Here is a 19,081-nt window from a genome sequence, read left to right as displayed (position 1 = left end):
CCCGGGCGTCTTCCTTCCATCAGTTAGGGGAAATCCCATGACATCGCGTTCCGCCCGCATCCTGCTCGGCGGCCTGTGCGCCGCGGCGCTGTCCACCTCGATCGCCGTCGCCCAGACCAGGCCCCTGGCGGTGGTCAACGCCGAGATCTTCGACGCCACCGGCGCCGCGCCCTATCGCGGGACGCTGGTGGTCAAGGACGGGCGGATCGTGGCCGTCGGCCCGGCCGTGAAGGCCCCCAGGGGCGCCAGCATCGTCGACGCCAAGGGCGCGGCGCTGATCCCGGGCCTGTTCGACGTCCACACCCACTGGACCCCGGCCGGCGCCCCGGCCGTCACGCCGAAGATCGCCGACGCCTACCTGGCCTCGGGCGTGACGACGGTGAACGACTTCCACCAGCAGCCGGAGAGCTTCGCGCCGCGCCGAGCGTGGCTGGGAACCCTGACCGCGCCGCACGTCAACTTCGTCGCCCGGATGAGCACCCCGGGCGGCCATGGCGCCGACTGGGCCGACCAGGCCACCACCCGCTGGGTCGACACCCCCGAGAGCGCGCGCTTGGCGGTCGAGGAGATCGCCGCCTACAAGCCCGACGCCATCAAGGCCTTCACCGACGGCTGGCGCTATGGCAGCGCGCCCGACAACACCAGCATGGACGCCTGGACGCTGAAGGCGCTGACCGAGGCGGCGCACAAGCACAACCTCAAGGTCCTGACCCACACCGTCACGGTCGAGCGCGGCAAGGTGGCGGCGACCAGCGGCGTCGACGTCATCGCCCACAGTCTTCAGGACGAGCCGGTCGACGCCGACACCATCGCGGCGATCAAGGCCTCGGGCCTGTTCTACGCCCCGACCCTGGCGGTCTACGAGCCGGTCAAGCCCGGCGCCAAGCCGCCCGCCGATCCCGACAGCCCGCGCAATGTGCAGGCGCGCCGCAAGTTCGGCTACGCCCTGGGGAACGTGAAGGCGCTGTTCGACGCTGGCGTGCCGGTGGCGCTGGGCACGGACGCCGGCATGCCTGGCACGCCGCACGGCCCCTCGACCCTGCGCGAGCTGGAGCTCCTGGTGCAGGCCGGCCTGACGCCGACGCAAGCCCTCGTGGCCGGCACCGCCACCAGCGCCAGGGCCATGAACTTGCTGGCCGACCGCGGCACGCTGGAGGTCGGCAAGCGGGCCGATTTCGTGCTGGTCGCAGGCAAGCCGTGGGAGACCATCACCGACCTGCGCCGGACCGAGCGGGTGTTCCTCGATGGCCAGGCGGTGTTCGGCCCTGGCGCGGTGCGCGCCCCGGCCAACGACAGGCCGACGCCGCCGGCGGTCAAGGCCAGCGCCCTGATCGACGACTTCGAGCGCGCCGACGGCCGCACCAGCCTGGACACCCTGCGGCTGGACGACTTCGATGGCGGCCGCGACCGCAGCCTGGAGGTCTCGCAGGTCATCACCCGCGAGGGCGGCGGCAAGGTGCTGAGCGTCGGCGCGCGCATGGCGACCAAGGATGACGCCTCGGCCGGGGTGCTGCTGCCCCTGACCCGGGGTTCGGTGGTTCCGGCCGACGCCACCGCGTTCAAGGGCCTGAAGTTCGCCGTGCGCGGCGACGGCGGCGCCTATGTCGTGACGCTGGTCGGCGCGGCCGGCCGCTGGACCACCAAGGTCGAGGCTGGTCCGCAGTGGAAGAGCGTCGAGCTGCCGTTCACCGCCTTCAAGCCGGTGGCCGCGCGGGGCGAGGCCCCGGCCTTCACCGGGACCGACCTGCTGCAGGTCGGCGTCGAGGGCGAGCGCGCGGCGGGAACCAAGCTGTGGTTCGAGCTGGACGACGTGGCGTTCTACTGAGGGCGTGGCGAAGGGCGCTTGTCGCCGGACCGTCATGGACGGGCGCTAGAGGGGCGATTTCCCGATCCGCCAGCGCCCGGTCCCCATGATGAAGACGCGTCTTTCGCTCCTGCTCGCCGCCGGCCTGCTGGCCTTGTCCCTGCCGGCGGCCGCGGCGACGCCGGTTCCGCCCCTGACCCAGAACGGCGGGACCTGGGCCGCGGGCCACGTTCAGGGCGTCGCCGTCGATCGCAAGGGCGGCTACGTCTACTACTCGTTCACCAACCTGCTGGCGAAGTACGACTTCAAGGGCAAGCTGGTGGGCACGCTGGTCGGCTGGACCGGGCACCTGGGCGATCTCGATTTCAATCCCGAGGACGGCCGGCTGTACGGCTCGCTGGAGTACAAGAAGGACCAGGCCTTCTACATCGCCGTGATCGACGTTTCCCGGCTGGACCGGGTGGGCGTGGAGGCGGCCAAGAGCGATCTCTTCCGCACCGTCTACCTGCCCGAGGTGACCAAGGACTATGCCGCCGACCTCAATGGCGACGGCCGGTTCGACGGCGACACGGCCAGGACGAGCGACCATCGCTACGGCTGCTCGGGCATCGACGGCGTGAGCTTTGGGCCGGCGTTCGGGCGCACGGACGGACCGCGACTGCTGACGGTGGCCTACGGAATCTATGGCGACGAGGGGCGGACCGACAACGACCACCAGGTGCTGCTGCAGTACGACGTCGCCGACTGGGCGAAGCTGGCCAGGCCGCTGTCGGAGGCCGCGCCGCACCACGAGGGCCCGGCCGCGCCGCGCGACAAGGTGTTCGTGCGCACCGGCAACACCCGCTTCGGCGTCCAGACCCTGGCCTATGACGAGACGCTGAAGCGCTGGTTCATGGGCGTCTACCAGGGCGCCAAGCCGGTCTTTCCCAACTATCTGCTGTTCGCCTTCGACGCGCAGGCCGAGCCGGCGACAGGCGACCTGGTCGGCGTGCCGGGACCGGGCGGCAAGGGTTGGGAGCAGGGCAGGGTGCTGCCGCTGGCCGGCGACGGCCTGAAGGACGAGGCCAGCGGCGTGCGCGGCTGGAACCAGAAGGCCGATGTCGGCTTCCAGCCGATCGGCGGCGGGCTGGTCTATGTGGCGGCGAACACCAAGGTCGACGGCCGGCAGACCGCCGACCTGACCCTGATGCGCTGGACCGGCGACGCCGAGCGCCCGCTGGCTCCCGCGACAGCGGCCGACCTGAACTCGCCCGGAACGAGCGGTCGGGACTGACTGTCACAATCGGCGTCTAGGCAGGGCGCCGACTCGCTGCGGGGAAAGTCCGGTCCCGGACCGCTCCCCGCGCCAGCGCAACGTCCAGCCAGCGGATCAGGATGACCGGCGCCGACAGGGAAAGACAGCGATGGTTCGTGCGCAACGTCCTGCCGCACGAGCCGGCCCTGCGCGGCTGGCTGTCGCGCAGCACGCCGGCGGGGGTCGATCCCGAGGACGTCATCCAGGAGGCCTACACCATCCTGGCCGAGCTGGAGACGGTGGAGACCATCCGCTATCCCCGGGCCTATCTGTTCCAGGTGGCGCGCTCGGTGATCATGCGACACGTGCGGCGGGCCAGGATCGTCTCGATCCACGCGGTGGGCGACCTGGAGCGGCTGGACCATCCCGACGACGCCGCCTCGCCCGAGCAGCACGCGCTGGACCGGGACGAGCTGCGGCAGCTGGCCCGGGCGATCGCGGCCATGCCGGCCAAGGTTCGCGAGGCCTTCGTGCTGCGGCGGGTGGACGGGCTGTCACAGCGCCAGATCGCCGAGCGGATGCGGATTTCGGAGAATACGGTCGAGACGCATATATCGCGCGGCGTTTCGTTCTTGATTGATTGGTTCGGCCGTAGCGGAAACAAGCGGTCCCAAACCTCTAGTACAGTGGATGCGGAGATCGCCTCGCCAGATGGCCGAACGAGACACCAGTCGAGACATTGACGAAGCGGCGTCCAACTGGACGGCGCGGCTGGATCGTGGGCCGCTGACTCCGGAGGAAGACCAGGCGTTTCAGGGCTGGCTGAAGGGGGATCCCCGCAGCCGGGGCGCGCTGCTGCGCGCCCAGTCGCTGTTCATGATGAGCGAGTCCGCCCAGGCCCTGGGCGCGCGCTACGACCCGGCGGACTTCCAGGAACCGGCGGCGCCGAGGCCGCGTGGGCTGTCGCGTCGCGGGGCCCTGCTGTGGGCGGGCGGCGCTGGGGCGGCGGCGTCGCTGGCGGCCCTGGCCGTGGGCGTGCCGGCGGCGGGCGCGGTGACCAGCACCCGGCGCGGCGAGATCCGGCTCGTGCCGCTGAAGGACGGCTCGACCGTGCTGCTCAACACCGACAGCCGCATCCGCGTGCGCTATGGCCAGAACGAGCGGTTCGTCGCCCTGCTGAAGGGCGAGGCCTATTTCTCGGTGGCGCGCGACGAGCGGCCGTTCGTGGTCGAGATCGACGGCCGGCGGCTGCGCACCACCCAGGCGGGTTTCCGGGTGCGCAAGCTGGCGGCCGATCCCGTCGACCTGCTGGTGCAGCAGGGGCGGGTCGACGTGACGATCCCCAGGCTGGCCGCGCCTGCCTCGCAGCTGGCCCTGGACGGCAATACGCGGCTGGTGATGGCCGACCTGGTTCCGCGCCCCCAGCCGATCACCCCGGCGGTGATCACTCGTGAACTGGCCTGGCGCGAGGGCAAGCTGGCCTTCGAGGGTGAGAGCCTGAAGGAAGCCGCCGACGCCTTCGCCCGCTACAGCGACACCCGCATCGCGATCCCCGACGCGGCCCTCGCCCGCGAGCCGGTGGCCGGCCTGTTCGCCGCCAATGATCCGGTGGGCTTCAGTCGGGCCATCGCCCGGGTGTTCGACGCCCGCCTGGACCAGAAGGGCGACCTGGTCGTCCTGAGCCGCGCCTCTACCCAGACGAGCGCCTCGGACTGAGAATTTTTTGTGACCGGTCACGGAAGCCCGCGGCCGGCGGCTCTCAACCCGCGACGTCGCGATCTGGGCGACGATTGGGGGCTGACTGCCGATGAATTCCCGCTACTCCATCCTCGCCTGCGGCGTCGCCGCCGTGGCGCTCGCCGTCGCCTCGCAAGCCCAGGCGCAGGACCGCGACTTCGACATTCCGGCCCAGCCGGCCGTGCGCGCCATCCCCGAACTGGCCCGCCAGGGCCAGGTGCAGATCGTGGCGCCGGCCCGCCTGCTGGACGGCGTGCGCACCCCGGCCGTGAAGGGCCGCATGGACGTGCGCACGGCGCTGTCGCGGCTGATCGCCGGCACGCCGCTGCGCATCGACAGCGACGACGGCCAGGTGATCACCCTGAAGTCGGCCGGTCCGGCCGGGGCCCGTCCGTCGGCGGCGGTCGGCTCGGGCGTGGTCCGCGGCAAGGTGATGAACACCGCCACCGGCCAGTACGTCCGCAACGCCGAGATCCGCGTCGAGGGCACGACCATCGTGGCCTTCTCGGAAGACGGCGGCGACTTTCGCCTGACCGGCGTGCCGGCCGGCGAGGTGGCCGTGGTGGCCAAGTATACGGGCCTGGAGACCGCTCGCACGGTCGTCACCATCGAGCCCGGCCAGACCGCGGCCGTGACCTTCGACCTGACGGCCTATGCCGCCGCCGGCGGCGACGCGGTCGAGGCGGTGACGATCACCGCCGCCCGCGACGGCCAGGCCGCCGCCATCATGGAGCGCCGCGCCTCGACCAACGCCAAGAACGTGGTGGCCGCCGACAACTTCGGCGCCCTGACCATGGGCGACGTCGGCGAGTTCATGAAGAACATGCCCGGCGTGTCGCTGGACTACACCGAGGTCGACGCCACGGCCGTGCGCATCGGGGGCCTTGATCCCAAGTACTCGACCTTCACCACCGACGGCGCGCGCATGGCCACGGCCACGTCGAACAACAATTCGGGCCGCCAGAACTCGTTCGAGCAGATGTCGATCACCGGCATCGACTCCATCGAGCTGAACAACACCCTGCAGGCCAGCATGGACGCCGACAGCCCCGGCGGCTCGATCAACCTGCGCAGCAAGTATGCCTTCCAGCGCAAGAGCTGCCTGCTGCGCTTCCAGATCGGCGGCGTGGGGACCTCGGACTCGACCCTGTCGCGGCAGTACCTGCCCGACGACAAGAAGCATATGACGATCTACCCCTCGGCGCAGATCGGCTATGGCGACGTGTTCCTGGACGGCCGTCTGGGCGTGGCGTTCAACGCCAGCTACAACGCCAACTTCGTCCAGCAGGACCGGGTCCAGACCGACTGGTCCTACCTCGCCGACGGCCGCGTCATGCCCTACCAGGTGATGTGGCGTCCGGGTCCGAAGCTGACCAGCCGCAAGGCCGCCAACCTCAGCGTCGACTACAAGATCACCGACAAGCTGGCGCTTAGCCTGCGCAGCACCTACTCGTTCTACGACGTCGAGTACTTCAACCAGTACACCTACCTGATCTTCGGCACGACGACGGTGTCGCGGGCGACGGCCGACTCCACGCCCACCCACATCGTCGTGAACCCGAGCACGACCAACACTCGCCTGCACACCCAGTATTCGCACCGCTACGCCGGCACGCCGGCCTGGGTGTTCGCGCCGAAGCTGGAATATCGCGGCGACACTTTCGAGGCCTTGCTGCGCGCCAACTATTCCAGCTCGCAGTTCAATTTCGAGGACAACGACCAGGGCTTCTTCGCCCGCACCGACAGCTACCTGACCCGGATCGGGTTCACGCTGGATCGCGCGTCGGAGGACTCGAACGCCTGGACCATCAAGCAGACGGCCGGCCGCTCGTGGAGCGACCCGGCCAACTTCAATCGCGATGACGACATCGGCAACAACATCCGCACGTCGCAGTCGAACGCCAACAACCAGATGTACGGCGTGAACCTGGACCTGAAGAAGCAGCTGGCCATCGGCGACGTGCAGCTGAAGCTGCTGGGCGGGGCCGCCTTCCGCACCAACATGTGGAAGACCAACGAAGGCTCGTTCAAGCAGTTCCAGTACGTGGGTCCCACCGGCGACCTGACCCAGAAGGCCCCCGAGGCCGTCATCCCCTGGACGCAGAACTACCAGTTCAAGATCCACGGCTTCGACGCCGGCAACATGAACGAGCAGGGCTGGCGCGCGGACAACAACTACGCCGTCTACGACATCTACCAGGCCCATCCCGAGTACTTCGTGCCCGACACCGTGGGCAACCTGAAGCGCCAGCTGGATAACAACAAGAAGATCGGCGAGGAGGTCAGCGCGGCTTACGTCGAGGCTCAGCCGCGTCTGGGCAAGGCCCAGTTCGACCTTGGCCTGCGCTACGAGAAGACCAAGACCCAGGCGCGCGTCGCCGACATCCGCTCGGCCAAGGAAGTGGCCGCCGCGGGCCTGTCGACCAGCACCGTCGCAGGCCTGATGTACCAATACCGCAACGGGACCTACACGACCCGCGAGGGCGAGTACGACGACTGGTTCCTGAGCGGCGGCGTGAAGTACGACTTCAACAAGCGCCTGGTGGGCCAGATGGCCTTCAGCCAGTCGATCCTGCGCCCCGACTACGGCAACCTGGGCGGCGTGGTGGCCGTCGACGACAACAACCTGATCGTCACCGTGCCCAACCCGCTGCTCAAGCCCGAGCACTCGACCAAGTACTACGCCAGCCTGCTGTACTATCTGGAGCCGTCGGGCGTGGTCGGGATCTCGGCCTACCAGCTGGACGTCAAGGACATGCAGGTCACCGGCATCACGGTCGATCCCGAGGACGTCGGCTACAATCCGGGCGACTACGCCGGCTACACTTTCCGCAGCGCCCAGAACCTGCCGGGCACCAGCACCAACAAGGGGATCACGCTGGAGTACGACCAGCAGCTGGTCTTCCTGCCGGGCGCCTGGCGGGGCCTTGGCCTGAGGGCCTCGGTCACCAAGATCGATCCCGACGGCGAGCGCGTGAACCTGCCCAAGACCTCGGCCAACTGGGGCCTGCGCTACAGCTACGGCAAGTTCGACCTGCAACTGACCGGCAACTGGCAGGACGCCTACCGGACCAGCGCGCTCAGCAACACGCCGACCACGGCCAACAACGGCATCCTCTACCGGGCCGAGCGGCAGCTGTGGAACGTCAGCGCCAGCTACAAGATCAACAAGCGCTTCGAGGTCATGCTGGCCGGCCGCAACATCTTCAACGAGCCGGACATCGTCTACTCGAACGTCCGCAGCCGGGTGCAGCAGTACAGCATCTACGGCTCGATGTGGAACGTGGGCCTGAAGGGCGTCTTCTAAGGCGCTTTCGGCTCCCCGGCGGCCGCGTTCCTCCCCTTCGCGCGGCCGCCCCCTTTTTCTCTTCTCGTCATTCCGTCGTTCAGATCGAAGAGGTCTTTCGTGGTTCTGCACATCGATCGCCGCAGCCTGGTGCTGGGCGGCCTGGGCCTGGGGGCCATGGCCATGCCGGCCGGCCGCGCGGCCGCCCGGCAGCTGCTGGGCGCCAGCGGCTTCACCCACAACGTGGCCAGCGGTGAGCCGGGGCCGGACAGCATGCTGCTGTGGACGCGCTTTGTCCCCGCCGGCGACGGCGGCGTCGTCACGCTGCAGGCCGAGGTGGCGCTGGACCAGGCCTTCGCCAAGGTGGTCGCCGGCGGCGTCGTGCGCACCGGGGCCTATCGCGACTGGACCGCCAAGCTGACGGTCGACGGGCTGAAGCCCGGTACGGTCTACTGGTACCGCTTCGTGGCCCCGGACGGTTCGACGTCGCCGGTCGGCCGCACCAAGACCCTGCCGGTCGGTCCCGTACCGCGCTTCGGCCTGGCGGTGTTCTCGTGCTCGAACCTGCCCAACGGCTACTTCAACGCCTACGGCCACGCCGCCGCCCGCCAGGACCTGGACCTATGGCTGCACACCGGCGACTACATCTACGAGTACGGCGTCGGCTCGACCCGCGAGGGCGACTGGGCGCAGGGCCGCAAGGAACAGCTGCTGCCGGTCACCGAGATCCTGGCCATCGCCGACTATCGCCTGCGCTACGCCAGCTACCGCGCCGATCCTGATTTGCAGCGCCTGCACCAGATGGCCCCGATGGTCGCGCTGTGGGACGATCACGAGTCGGCCAACGACAGCTGGGAGGGCGGGGCCCAGAACCACCAGCCCGACAAGGAGGGCGACTGGAACGTCCGCCGCGCGGCCGCCATGCAGGTCTATCGCGAGTGGATGCCGGTCTCGGACGAGCCGTGGAAGGCCTATCCGATCGGCGCCCTGGCCACGCTTTACCGCACGGAATCCCGCCTGCTGGGCCGCACGCGTCCCGCCGACCTGGGTGCGGCGTTCAAGGCGGCCGATCCGGACGCTGCGCTGAAAGCGTTCCGCGACGGGGCCTGGCGCGATCCCTCGGCCACCATGCTGGGCTCGACCCAGGAGAGCTGGCTGGCGCATCAGATGAAGGCCTCGTCGAAGGCCTGGCAGCTGGTCGGCATGGGCACGATCCTGGGCCGCACCGTGATGCCCAGGGACGCCGTCGACTGGCTGCGGCCCGAGGTCGCCGACAAGAAGGTCGCCGGCTATCGCAACAACATCCGCGCCGCCGGGCAGGGCGTGCCGATGTGGATGGACCGCTGGGACGGCTATCCGGCCGCCCGCTCGCGCCTGCTCAAGGCCGCCCAGGCGGCCGACGCCGACCTCGTCATGCTGTCGGGCGACAGCCACAACGCCTGGGCCTACGGCCTCATGGAAGACGGCCGCCCGGCCGGGGTGGAGTTCGCCGGCCAGGCGGTGACCTCCAACGGCATGGAAGGCGATATGGGCGCCGACCCCAAGGTCGTGGCCCAGGGCTTCATGGCCGCCAATTCCGAACTGAAGTGGGCCGACACCAGCCGGCGCGGCTACATGATGATCGAGGTGACGCCCAGGAGCGTCGCCGGCGAGTGGCTGTTCCTGCAAACGATCAAGGCCCGCTCGACCGAACTGGCCGGCAGCCACCGGATGCGGGTGGAGCGCGGTCGGCGGGCGTTCAGCGCCTAGAGGAGCGTGCGCATCATCCGGTCGACCCGGGCGGCCAGGTCGGACACCGCGAACGGCTTGGTCAGCACCTCCATTCCCGGCTGGATGTGGCCATGGTTGAGGGCGGCGTTCTCGGCGTAGCCGGTGATGAACATCACCTTCAGCCCGGGCCGCAGCGCCCGGGCGGCGTCGGCGACCTGGCGGCCGTTGAGGCCGCCGGGCAGGCCCACGTCGGTGATCAAGAGGTCGAAGCGGGCGTTGGATTGCAGCAGGCGCAGGCCGGCCGGGCCGTCGGCGGCCTCGGCGCAGGCGTAGCCCAGCTCCTGCAGCGCATCGACGATCAGCATGCGGACGGTCGGCTCGTCGTCGACCACCAGCACGGTCTCGCCGGCCGCCGCCGGGGCGGGCTGTACGGCATGGGCGTCGGTCTCGGGCGCGGCCTCCTCGCCGAAATGGCGCGGCAGGTAGATGCAGACCATCGTGCCCTGGCCGACCTCGGAATAGATCCGCACGTGGCCGTGCGACTGGCGGGCGAAGCCGTAGACCATGGACAGGCCAAGGCCCGTGCCTTCGCCTATCGGCTTGGTGGTGAAGAACGGGTCGAACACCCGCTCCTGGATCGCCTTGTCCATGCCCACGCCGGTGTCGCTGACGCAGACGGTGACGTATTGGCCCGGCTCCATGCCGCGCTCGTCGGCCGAGCGGCGATCGAGCCACTTGTTGCCGGTCTCGATGGTGATGCGGCCGCCGTCGGGCATGGCGTCGCGGGCGTTGATGCAGAGGTTGAGGAGGGCGTTCTCCAGTTGGTTGTCGTCGACCAGGGTGGGCCACAGCCCGGCGGCCGCCACGGTCTCGACCTTGATCGACGGGCCGACCGTGCGGCGCACCAGTTCGACGAAGTCGGCCATCAGCCGGTTGATGACGATCGGCTTGGGCGACAGGGTCTGGCGGCGCGAGAAGGCCAGCAGGCGGTGGGTGAGGGCGGCCGCCCGCCGGGCCGCGCCCTGGCCGGCGGACAGGTATTTCTCGACGTCGCGCGAGCGACCCTGCGACAGGCGCGTGCCGATCATCTCGAACGAGCCGGAAATGCCCGACAGCAGGTTGTTGAAGTCGTGGGCCAGGCCCCCGGTCAGCTGGCCGACGGCCTCCATCTTCTGGGCCTGGCGCAGGGCCTCCTCGGCCTCGCGCAGGCGCTCCTGCTCCTCCAGCCGCGCGGTGACGTCGTAGACGAACTGGTAGGCGCCGGCCTGCAGGCCCATGTCGTCGCGCAGCACGCCGAAGCGCATCTCGTAGAAGCGTCGGTAGCCGCCCGGATCGCCGTAGGCCTCGACCTGGACGAACTCCTCGCCGGCCAGGGCCCGCGACCAGACGGCCCGCACCTGCTCGCGGTTGGTCGGCTGGCCTGCCAGCAGATCGAGCATGTTGTCGCCAGGATGGGGTGTGACGCCGAACACCTGCTCGAATTCGCGGGCGGCCGCGCCGTTGATCGCCAGCCAGCGGAAATCCTTGTCGGCCACCTGGACGAAGGCGTTGGTGCCCTCGACCACGTCGGCCAGCACGCGGCGCTCGGCCAGGGCGCTGGCGACACGGCTCTCCAGCGTCTCGTTCAACTCGCGCAGGGCCAGTTCGGCGCGGCGGCGCTCGGTGATGTCCTGGAACAGCACCGCCACCTGCCTGCGCTCGGGCGGCTCGATGCGGAACGACGACAGCGACAGATAACGGCCGGTGGCCACCAGTTCCTGCTCGAAGCGGATCGGCTCGCCGGTGCGCAGCACGTGGCCGTAGCGCGCCACCCAGGCGTCGGCCTCGTCGCCGACCATCTCGCGCAGCCTCTGGCCGACGACGTTGGGGATGCCGGCGTGGCGGGCGTAGGCGGTGTTGGCGTCGATGTGGACGTAGTCGCTGTCGGGGCCGTGCGGGCCGTCGAGGAACTCGATGATGCAGAAGCCCTCGTCCATCGAGTCGAAGAGGGTGCGGTACTTGCGCTCGCTGTCGGCGCTGGCCTGCAGCGACAGGCGCAGGTCGAGCTGGCTCATCACCTGGCGGGCCAGCACCTGCAGGGTGCGCTGCTGGAGGGGCGACAGGTCCTTGGGCGCGGTGTCGAGCACGCACAGCGTGCCGATCGGCAGGCCCTCGGCCGTCTTCAGCAGCGCGCCGGCGTAGAAGCGCAGGTGCGGATCGCCGGTGACCAGGGGATTGCAGTCGAACCGGTGGTCGCGCGTGGCGTCGGGGACCAGCAGGAAGTCGTCCTCGAGGATCGCCTTGGCGCAGAACGAGCTCTCCAGCGGCGTCTCGCGCACGCCCAGGCCCACCTCGGCCTTGAAGAACTGCCGGTGCTCGTCGATCAGGTTGACGACCGCGATGGGCGCGCCGCAGATCTCGGCGGCCAGGGCGACGATCTCGTCGAAGGCGGCCTCGCGCGGGGTGTCCAGGATGTCGTAACGACGGAGCGCCGCGAGGCGGCGAGCCTCGCGTTCCGACGCGGCAGCGGCGTTCATGCTGGTTGCGGCCCCCCGGTCCCCGCGTGTCGACTCGCCGACGAGGAAGGCCGGCGCGGTCCCTTAGACGCTTGGCGCGGCCAAGGGTTCCACGCAAGTATGGTGAAGCTGTTTAGCCCCAGCCTTCCGACACGCCTGCGCGGCGGGCCATGGGGGTGATGGCCGACGGTTTCTGCGAGGGCTGCGGCTGGTCGGCCGGCTTGCCGTAGAGCCAGCCTTGCGCGAAGTCGACGCCGGCCTTGCGGACCACTTCTTCCACCTCGGCGGTCTCGACCATCTCGGCCACGGTGCGGACGTTGAGGTCGCGGCACAGTTCGACAAGGCGGCGGACCATGGCCCCGTCGCGGCTGTTGCCGGCCAGTTCGCGCACGTAGCGGCCGTCGATCTTGACGATGTCGAGGGTCAGTTCCTGCAGGTAGGCGAACGAGGCCGCGCCGGCCCCGAAGTCGTCAAGGCAGACCAGAGAGCCCAGGCCGCGCAGGGCCTGGATGTGGCGGTTGGCGCGCGGCAGGTCGTCGATGGCGCTGGTCTCGGTGACCTCGAAGATCAGCTTGCTCTTTGCCGCCGGAGTGGCGGCCAGCAGGCGGCCGATATGGTCGACGAAGGTCTCGCTGACGATCGTGCGGCCCGAGACGTTGACGGCCAGGCGAACATTGCCGGCGCGGTCGGCGGCGATCCGGCGCACCGCCTGCTCGGCGATGGCGTGGTCCAGCTCCTCGATGATGTCGAACTCCTCGGCCATGCGGATCAGGGCGAAGGGGCTGGCGCCGTCCTCGAAGCGCACGAGGGCCTCGTGGTGGTGGGCCTGGCCGTTGGAGAGGTCGACCACGGGCTGGTAGGCGAGGGTGAAGCGGCGCTGGCTGACGGCCGCGCCCAGGGCGCCGGCGCGGGCCAGGGTGCGCTTGACCGAGCGGTTCATCGCCTCCGACAGGGTCATCGGCGGGGTGTCCTTCAGGCCCTCGCGCAGGAAGTCGTCGAGGGCGTAGCGCAGGGCCCGCAGGCCGCGCGACGAGGTTCCGCCGTCCAGCGGCACCACGTGGGCGCTGGCGTCGAGGGCGGCGATCTTGGTCAGGCGGGCGGCCAGGGCCTCGGGACGGTCGTCCTTGGCCCGCAGCAGGGCGAAGCGCTCGGGCGAGACCTGGGTGGCCATGGCCCCGGCATGGGACTCGGCCCGCACCGCGCCGGCGATCTTCATGTCGAGGGCCAGGGCCTCGGGCGGGGCCAGGCCGTCGCGCAGGGCGGTAAGGCCCGCGAACTCGACCATGGCCAGTTCGAGTTCGAGCCCCGTGACCCTTGCGGCTTCGAAGAGCCCCTTGGCGATCTCCTCGAAGTTCTCGCGCGGGCGCAGGCCGGAGGCGTCCAGGCCCCCCGCCGGGGCGCGGGCGGCGGTGATCGCCACCGAGGTACGTCCGAAATTGTCGGGGAGGGCGCGCAGAGTGACTCCGACGAAACGTTCCGGCTCGCCGGCGACGCGGACGGTGACCGGACCCCGGCGCTGGCCTTCGTCGAGAGCGTAGAGCGTCGCGTCCATCAGCGGGCGGTCGGCGGCGGTGAACAGGTCGCGCCAGACGCGGCCCATCAGGGAGACTTCGGATTTGCCCATGATCTTCTGCGCCGCGCCCAGGGCGAGGCTGACGCGATCGCCCTCGAGTTCGAGAAGCAGGTCGGCGCTGGCGAAGGCCAGACCGAGGAGACGGCGCGGATCGATAGACAAGGACGAAGGCTCCCCCAGAGGGCCTCATCCTGCGCCCCTTAGCTTAAGGAGCCGTGCATGGGGCGCGGCTTGGGGGCGTGGCGAGCGGAGTGCGGCGGCGGCGGGTCGCGGAATGGACCGGGCGAAGCGAAAAGAACATCTTGCGAACATGGAACAAAATGTGTACGCATTAATCATTCCACAGGCGGTGGGCGTAGCGGCGCCCGAACTTCCGGCCCAGCGGTCGGAATCATGGAATAAGGCGATCATCCAATGACCAGTCAGGCGGCTTTGAAACTCGTGGGCAAAGAAGAAGGCGACAAGGCGCGGGCGCTAGAAGCGGCTCTGGCGCAGATCGATCGGGCCTTCGGCAAGGGCTCGGTGATGAAGCTCGGCGAAAAGGGCAAGGTCGAGATCGAGTCGGTCTCCACCGGTTCGCTCGGGCTCGACATCGCGCTCGGCATCGGCGGCCTGCCCAAGGGGCGCGTCGTCGAGGTCTACGGTCCGGAAAGCTCGGGCAAGACCACCCTGGCCCTGCACGTCGTGGCCGAGGTCCAGAAGGCCGGCGGCACGGCCGCCTTCGTCGACGCCGAGCACGCGCTCGATCCGTCCTACGCCCACAAGCTGGGCGTCAATCTCGACAACCTGCTGGTCTCCCAACCGGACAACGGCGAACAGGCCCTCGAGATCACCGACACCCTGGTGCGCTCGGGCGCCGTCGACATCGTCGTGGTCGACTCCGTGGCCGCCCTGACCCCCAAGGCCGAGATCGAGGGCGAGATGGGCGACAGCCTGCCCGGCCTGCAGGCCCGCCTGATGAGCCAGGCGCTGCGCAAGCTGACCGGCTCGATCAACAAGGCCAACACCATCGTCATCTTCATCAACCAGATCCGTCACAAGATCGGGGTGATGTACGGCAGCCCGGAAACCACCACGGGCGGCAACGCCCTGAAGTTCTACGCCTCGGTGCGCCTGGACATCCGCCGCACTGGCTCGGTCAAGAACCGCGACGAGATCATCGGCAACAACGTCCGCGTCAAGGTGGTGAAGAACAAGGTGGCCCCGCCGTTCCGCGAGGTCGAGTTCGACATCATGTACGGCGAGGGCATCTCCAAGCTCGGCGAGATCATCGACCTGGGCGTCAAGGGCGGCATCATCGACAAGGCCGGCTCCTGGTTCTCCTACAATAGCCAACGCATCGGCCAGGGCCGCGACAACGTCCGTGAGTTCCTCAAGAACAACAAGGACCTGGCCAACGAGATCGAAACGGCCGTGCGCAAGGCCTCGCAGAAGATCGAGGAAGAACTGCTGGTCGGCGGTCCCGAGGACGGCGACGAGGAATAGGGAATTCGGCGCGCGCCTGCGCCGAACTTCGCGGCCGCCGCCCGCCGAGGGCGACCCCGCCTTAATAGCCCGCGGCGGAACGACACCGCCGTCGACGGCCGCGATCCCCGGACGCCTGGACCCCATGCCAGGCGTCCGATTTCGTTTCTCCTCCCCCGTGCACGGGGGAGGTGGGGCGGCGCAAAGCGCTGTGACGGAAAAGTGAGGGACTGAGCCCCCTCAGTCCCTCCGCGACAGCTCCCCCAAAGGGGGGCAGCATCCAGTTTGTGCGAGGCGCGACGCCAACAGATCCTCCCCCGTTGGGGGAGGTGGCCCGGAGGGCCGGAGGGGGGGTGTTCTCAGCTTTCGAGGCGCGTGCGGTCTGGACCACCCAGCACCCGGAGCCTCCGGCCGTCCACGACCGCCCCGCCTACTCCCCCATCCGGAACACGGCCCGCTGCACGCAGCGGGGCTGGCCGTCGAAGATCGCCACCCGGGCGGCGGCGGGCGGCGCCCAGTAGGCTAGGGCCTTGGGCGTCTCCACCGCCAGGGCGCCGGGGCCGGTGAAGTCGCAGACCTGGGCCTCGCGCTTGCGGCCGTCCAGGCGATAGACGTGGCGCGAGCATTGCGCGTGGCCGATCCGGCGCGACAGGCGCGCCTCGTCGAACGCGGTGGTCATCGGCGCCCTGCGGGAGACGGCCGCGAAGTCGGCCGCCGCGATGACGGGGCAGGGGTCTCCGTCCAGGCTCCAGCGGACGGCTTCCTCCGCACGGGCCTCGAGGCCGGCCTTGTGTTCGGCGCGGTACCAGGAACTGGCCAGGGGCGAGACGACGGCTGCGGCGAACAACAGGCGCAGCGGCCAGGGCGGCAGGCGCTTGCCCTCCACGCGGACCTCGCCGACATGACGTGGAGGACGCCGGCGCTGCGGGCCAAGATTCCGTTCGAACATCCACGCTCCCCCGGCCGTGATCCGGATTCAATAGCCCCGCAGGGCCGACCATCGCCAGGGCGCAGCCTTGGAAAGCCGGTCATTCCAGAGGTTGGATTTCCACAAAGCTTGAAACCGCGCTATGCAGCGCCGACCTCCGGCAGCCACCGGACCTTTCGAGATTCCCGAGACGACGATGCCTAGCCTCAACGAGATCCGCAGCACCTTCCTCGACTACTTCGGCAAGGCCGACCACGCCGTCACGCCGTCGGCGCCGCTGGTGCCGCAGAACGATCCGACCCTGCTGTTCGTCAACGCGGGCATGGTGCCGTTCAAGAACGTCTTCACCGGCGCCGAGACGCCCGCGCATCCGCGCGCGGCCAGCTCGCAGAAGTGCGTCCGCGCCGGCGGCAAGCACAACGACCTCGACAACGTCGGCTACACGGCCCGTCACCACACCTTCTTCGAGATGCTGGGCAACTTCTCGTTCGGCGACTACTTCAAGGAACAGGCGATCACCCACGCCTGGACCCTGCTGACCGGCGAGTTCAAGCTGCCCAAGGACAAGCTGCTGGTCACGGTGTACCACACCGACGACGAGGCGGCCGATCTGTGGAAGAAGATCGCCGGCCTGTCCGACGACAAGATCATCCGCATCCCGACCAGCGACAACTTCTGGTCCATGGGCGACACCGGCCCCTGCGGCCCGTGCTCGGAAATCTTCTACGACCACGGCGAAGGCATCTTCGGCGGCCCTCCGGGCAGCCCCGATGAAGACGGCGACCGCTTCATCGAGATCTGGAACCTCGTCTTCATGCAGTTCGAGCAGCTGGCCGGCGGCGAGCGCGTGGCGCTGCCCAAGCCCTCGATCGACACCGGCATGGGCCTGGAGCGCATCGCCGCCGTGCTGCAAGGCCAGCACGACAACTACGACATCGATCTCTTCAAGGCGCTGATCGCCGCCTCGGTCGAGCTGACCGGCGTCAAGGCCGAGGGCGACCAGGCCCCGTCGCACCGCGTCATCGCCGACCACCTGCGCTCGTCGTCGTTCCTGCTGGCCGACGGCGTCACCCCGTCGAACGAAGGCCGCGGCTATGTGCTGCGCCGGATCATGCGCCGGGCCATGCGCCACGCCTACCTGCTGGGCGCCAACGAGCCCCTGATGCACCGCCTGGCCCCGACCCTGGTCGCCGAAATGGGCCAGGCCTATCCGGAACTGCGCCGCGCCGAGGCCTCGATCGTCGAGACCCTGCGCCAGGAGGAAGAGCGCTTCCGCACCACGCTGGGTCGCGGCATGGGCCTGCTCGACGAGGCCACTGCGGGCCTGTCGACCGGCGACGTGCTGGACGGCGAGACTGCCTTCAAACTCTACGACACCTACGGCTTCCCGCTCGACCTGACCCAGGACGCCGTTCGCGCCAAGGGCCTGACTGTCGATACCGACGGCTTCGACGTCGCCATGCAGAAGCAGCGCGAGATGGCGCGCGCCAACTGGGCCGGCTCGGGCCAGCAGGGCGCGGCGGCCGCCTGGTTCTCGATCAAGGAAAAGGCCGGCACCACCGACTTCGTCGGCTACGAGACCACCGAGACCACGGGCGTCGTGACGGCCATCGTCGCCGACGGCGCCGAGGTCGAGGCCGCGCAGGCGGGCCAGACCGTCGACGTGCTGCTCGACCGCACCAGCTTCTACGCCGAGAGCGGCGGCCAGGCCGGCGACACCGGCGTGATCGAAGCCAATGGCGCCGAGAGCCGCGTGCTCGACACCCAGAAGCAGGCCGGCGAGCTGCACGTGCACCGCGTCGAGCTGGCCGGTCCGCTGAAGGTCGGCGACAAGGTCGTGGCCTCGGTGGACGCCGATCGCCGCCACACCACCCGCTCCAACCACTCCGCCGCCCACCTGGTGCATGCGGCCCTGCACCATGTGCTGGGCCCGCACGTGGCCCAGAAGGGCCAGATGGTCGACGGCGAGCGCATGCGCTTCGACTTCAGCCACGGGGGACCCCTGAGCGCCGACGAGATCGAGCGCATCGAGGCCGAGGTCAACGCGGTCATCCGCCAGAACGTGGCGGCCCGCACCGAGGAGATGGCTCCGGAAGCGGCCATCGAGGCCGGCGCCGTGGCGCTGTTCGGCGAGAAGTACGGCGACAGCGTGCGCGTGCTGACCCTGGGTGACTCGCTGACCGACGCGGGCAAGGCCTATTCGGTGGAACTGTGCGGCGGCACCCACGTGGCCCGCACCGGCGACATCGCGCTGTTCAAGATCGTCTCGGAGCAGGGCGTCGCCGCCGGCGTGCGCCGCATCGAGGCCCTGACCGGCGAGGCGGCCCGCCGCTTCCTGCTCGACCAGGCCGGCGTCGCCAAGGCCCTGGCCGACCAGTTCAAGACCCCGGTCGCCGAGGTCCTGGCCCGCGTCGACGCCCTGGTCGCCGAGCGCAAGAAGCTGGAAAAGGAACTGGCCGAGGCCAAGAAGCAGCTGGCCCTGGGCGGCGGCGGCGCGGCCTCCGGTCCGGAAGACGTCAACGGCACCGCTCTGATCGCCCGCGTCCTCGACGGCGTCGGCGGCAAGGAGCTGCGCGGCGTGGCCGAGGAGTTCAAGAAGCAGCTGGCCTCGGGCGTGGTGGCCCTGGTGGGCACGACCGACGGCAAGGCCGCCGTCACCGTGGCCGTGACCGCCGACCTGGTGGGCAAGTTCAGCGCCGCGGACCTGGCCAAGGCCGCCGTGATCGCCATGGGCGGCCAGGGCGCGGGCGGAAAGCCCGACTTCGCCCAGGGCGGCGCGCCCGACGCCAGCAAGGCCGACGACGGCCTGGCGGCGATCAAGGCCGTCCTGGCCGGCTGATACGACCAAGG

The 19,081-nt window shown here is 69.7% G+C and carries 11 protein-coding genes and 1 pseudogene; 8 read left to right on the top strand and 4 right to left on the bottom strand.

Annotated elements, in window-relative coordinates:
- The first annotated feature begins 37 nt into the window (after positions 1–37).
- The 6 genes from V6S85_RS17485 (at position 38) to V6S85_RS17460 (ending at position 9,810) form a co-directional block, all read left to right on the top strand.
- The gene (locus V6S85_RS17485; protein ID WP_334349726.1) at positions 38–1,825 is read left to right on the top strand and encodes an amidohydrolase family protein; all 1,788 of its coding nucleotides are present in this window, start codon (positions 38–40) and stop codon (positions 1,823–1,825) included.
- A gap of 85 nt (positions 1,826–1,910) precedes the next feature.
- Entirely contained in the window at positions 1,911–3,077 is a 1,167-nt protein-coding gene (locus V6S85_RS17480) for a hypothetical protein (protein WP_334349725.1), read from the top strand.
- A gap of 137 nt (positions 3,078–3,214) precedes the next feature.
- Entirely contained in the window at positions 3,215–3,781 is a 567-nt protein-coding gene (locus tag V6S85_RS17475; protein ID WP_334349724.1) for an RNA polymerase sigma factor, read from the top strand.
- Positions 3,750–4,754, top strand: a complete 1,005-nt coding sequence (locus V6S85_RS17470) for a FecR family protein (protein ID WP_116566577.1) — start codon at positions 3,750–3,752, stop codon at positions 4,752–4,754. Before V6S85_RS17475 ends, V6S85_RS17470 begins: the two co-directional genes overlap by 32 nt.
- A 91-nt stretch (positions 4,755–4,845) precedes the next feature.
- Complete coding sequence (locus V6S85_RS17465; protein WP_334349723.1) at positions 4,846–8,082, top strand: outer membrane beta-barrel protein; 3,237 nt, start codon at positions 4,846–4,848, stop codon at positions 8,080–8,082.
- A 99-nt stretch (positions 8,083–8,181) separates the two neighbouring features.
- Complete coding sequence (locus V6S85_RS17460; RefSeq protein ID WP_334349722.1) at positions 8,182–9,810, top strand: alkaline phosphatase D family protein; 1,629 nt, start codon at positions 8,182–8,184, stop codon at positions 9,808–9,810.
- On the opposite strand, the gene V6S85_RS26655 is transcribed toward V6S85_RS17460, so the two are convergent.
- From V6S85_RS26655 to V6S85_RS17450, 3 genes and pseudogenes are all read right to left on the bottom strand, one after another.
- Positions 9,807–11,336, bottom strand: coding sequence for an ATP-binding protein (locus tag V6S85_RS26655; protein WP_442885684.1), 1,530 nt, complete (start codon positions 11,334–11,336; stop codon positions 9,807–9,809). The genes V6S85_RS17460 and V6S85_RS26655 overlap by 4 nt on opposite strands.
- Before the next feature lie 96 nt (positions 11,337–11,432).
- Positions 11,433–12,287 (bottom strand): annotated as a pseudogene (locus V6S85_RS26650) (GAF domain-containing protein); the annotation flags it as partial.
- A 112-nt stretch (positions 12,288–12,399) separates the two neighbouring features.
- Positions 12,400–14,001, bottom strand: a complete 1,602-nt coding sequence (locus V6S85_RS17450; RefSeq protein ID WP_116566569.1) for an EAL domain-containing protein — start codon at positions 13,999–14,001, stop codon at positions 12,400–12,402.
- A 252-nt stretch (positions 14,002–14,253) separates the two neighbouring features.
- Between V6S85_RS17450 and recA the strand changes: the two genes are divergently transcribed.
- On the top strand, positions 14,254–15,324 hold the full coding sequence (gene recA / locus V6S85_RS17445; protein ID WP_116566567.1) for a recombinase RecA: 1,071 nt from the start codon (positions 14,254–14,256) through the stop codon (positions 15,322–15,324).
- A 409-nt stretch (positions 15,325–15,733) separates the two neighbouring features.
- Here recA and V6S85_RS17440 read toward each other — a convergent pair whose 3' ends face one another.
- Positions 15,734–16,252 (bottom strand): hypothetical protein, encoded by a 519-nt coding sequence (locus tag V6S85_RS17440; protein WP_334349721.1) that lies wholly within the window; start codon positions 16,250–16,252, stop codon positions 15,734–15,736.
- 175 nt (positions 16,253–16,427) lie between these two features.
- On the opposite strand from V6S85_RS17440, the gene alaS reads away from it, so the two are divergent.
- A complete protein-coding gene (gene alaS, locus V6S85_RS17435; RefSeq protein ID WP_334349720.1) occupies positions 16,428–19,070 on the top strand; it encodes an alanine--tRNA ligase in 2,643 nt (880 codons plus the stop codon).
- Positions 19,071–19,081 lie beyond the last annotated feature (11 nt).

This window comes from Caulobacter sp. CCNWLW153, from assembly GCF_036889365.1.
GTDB classification, from domain to species: domain Bacteria; phylum Pseudomonadota; class Alphaproteobacteria; order Caulobacterales; family Caulobacteraceae; genus Caulobacter; species Caulobacter radicis.
Note: the sequence above shows the minus strand (reverse complement) of the source record. Positions and strands in the feature narration are given on the sequence as shown.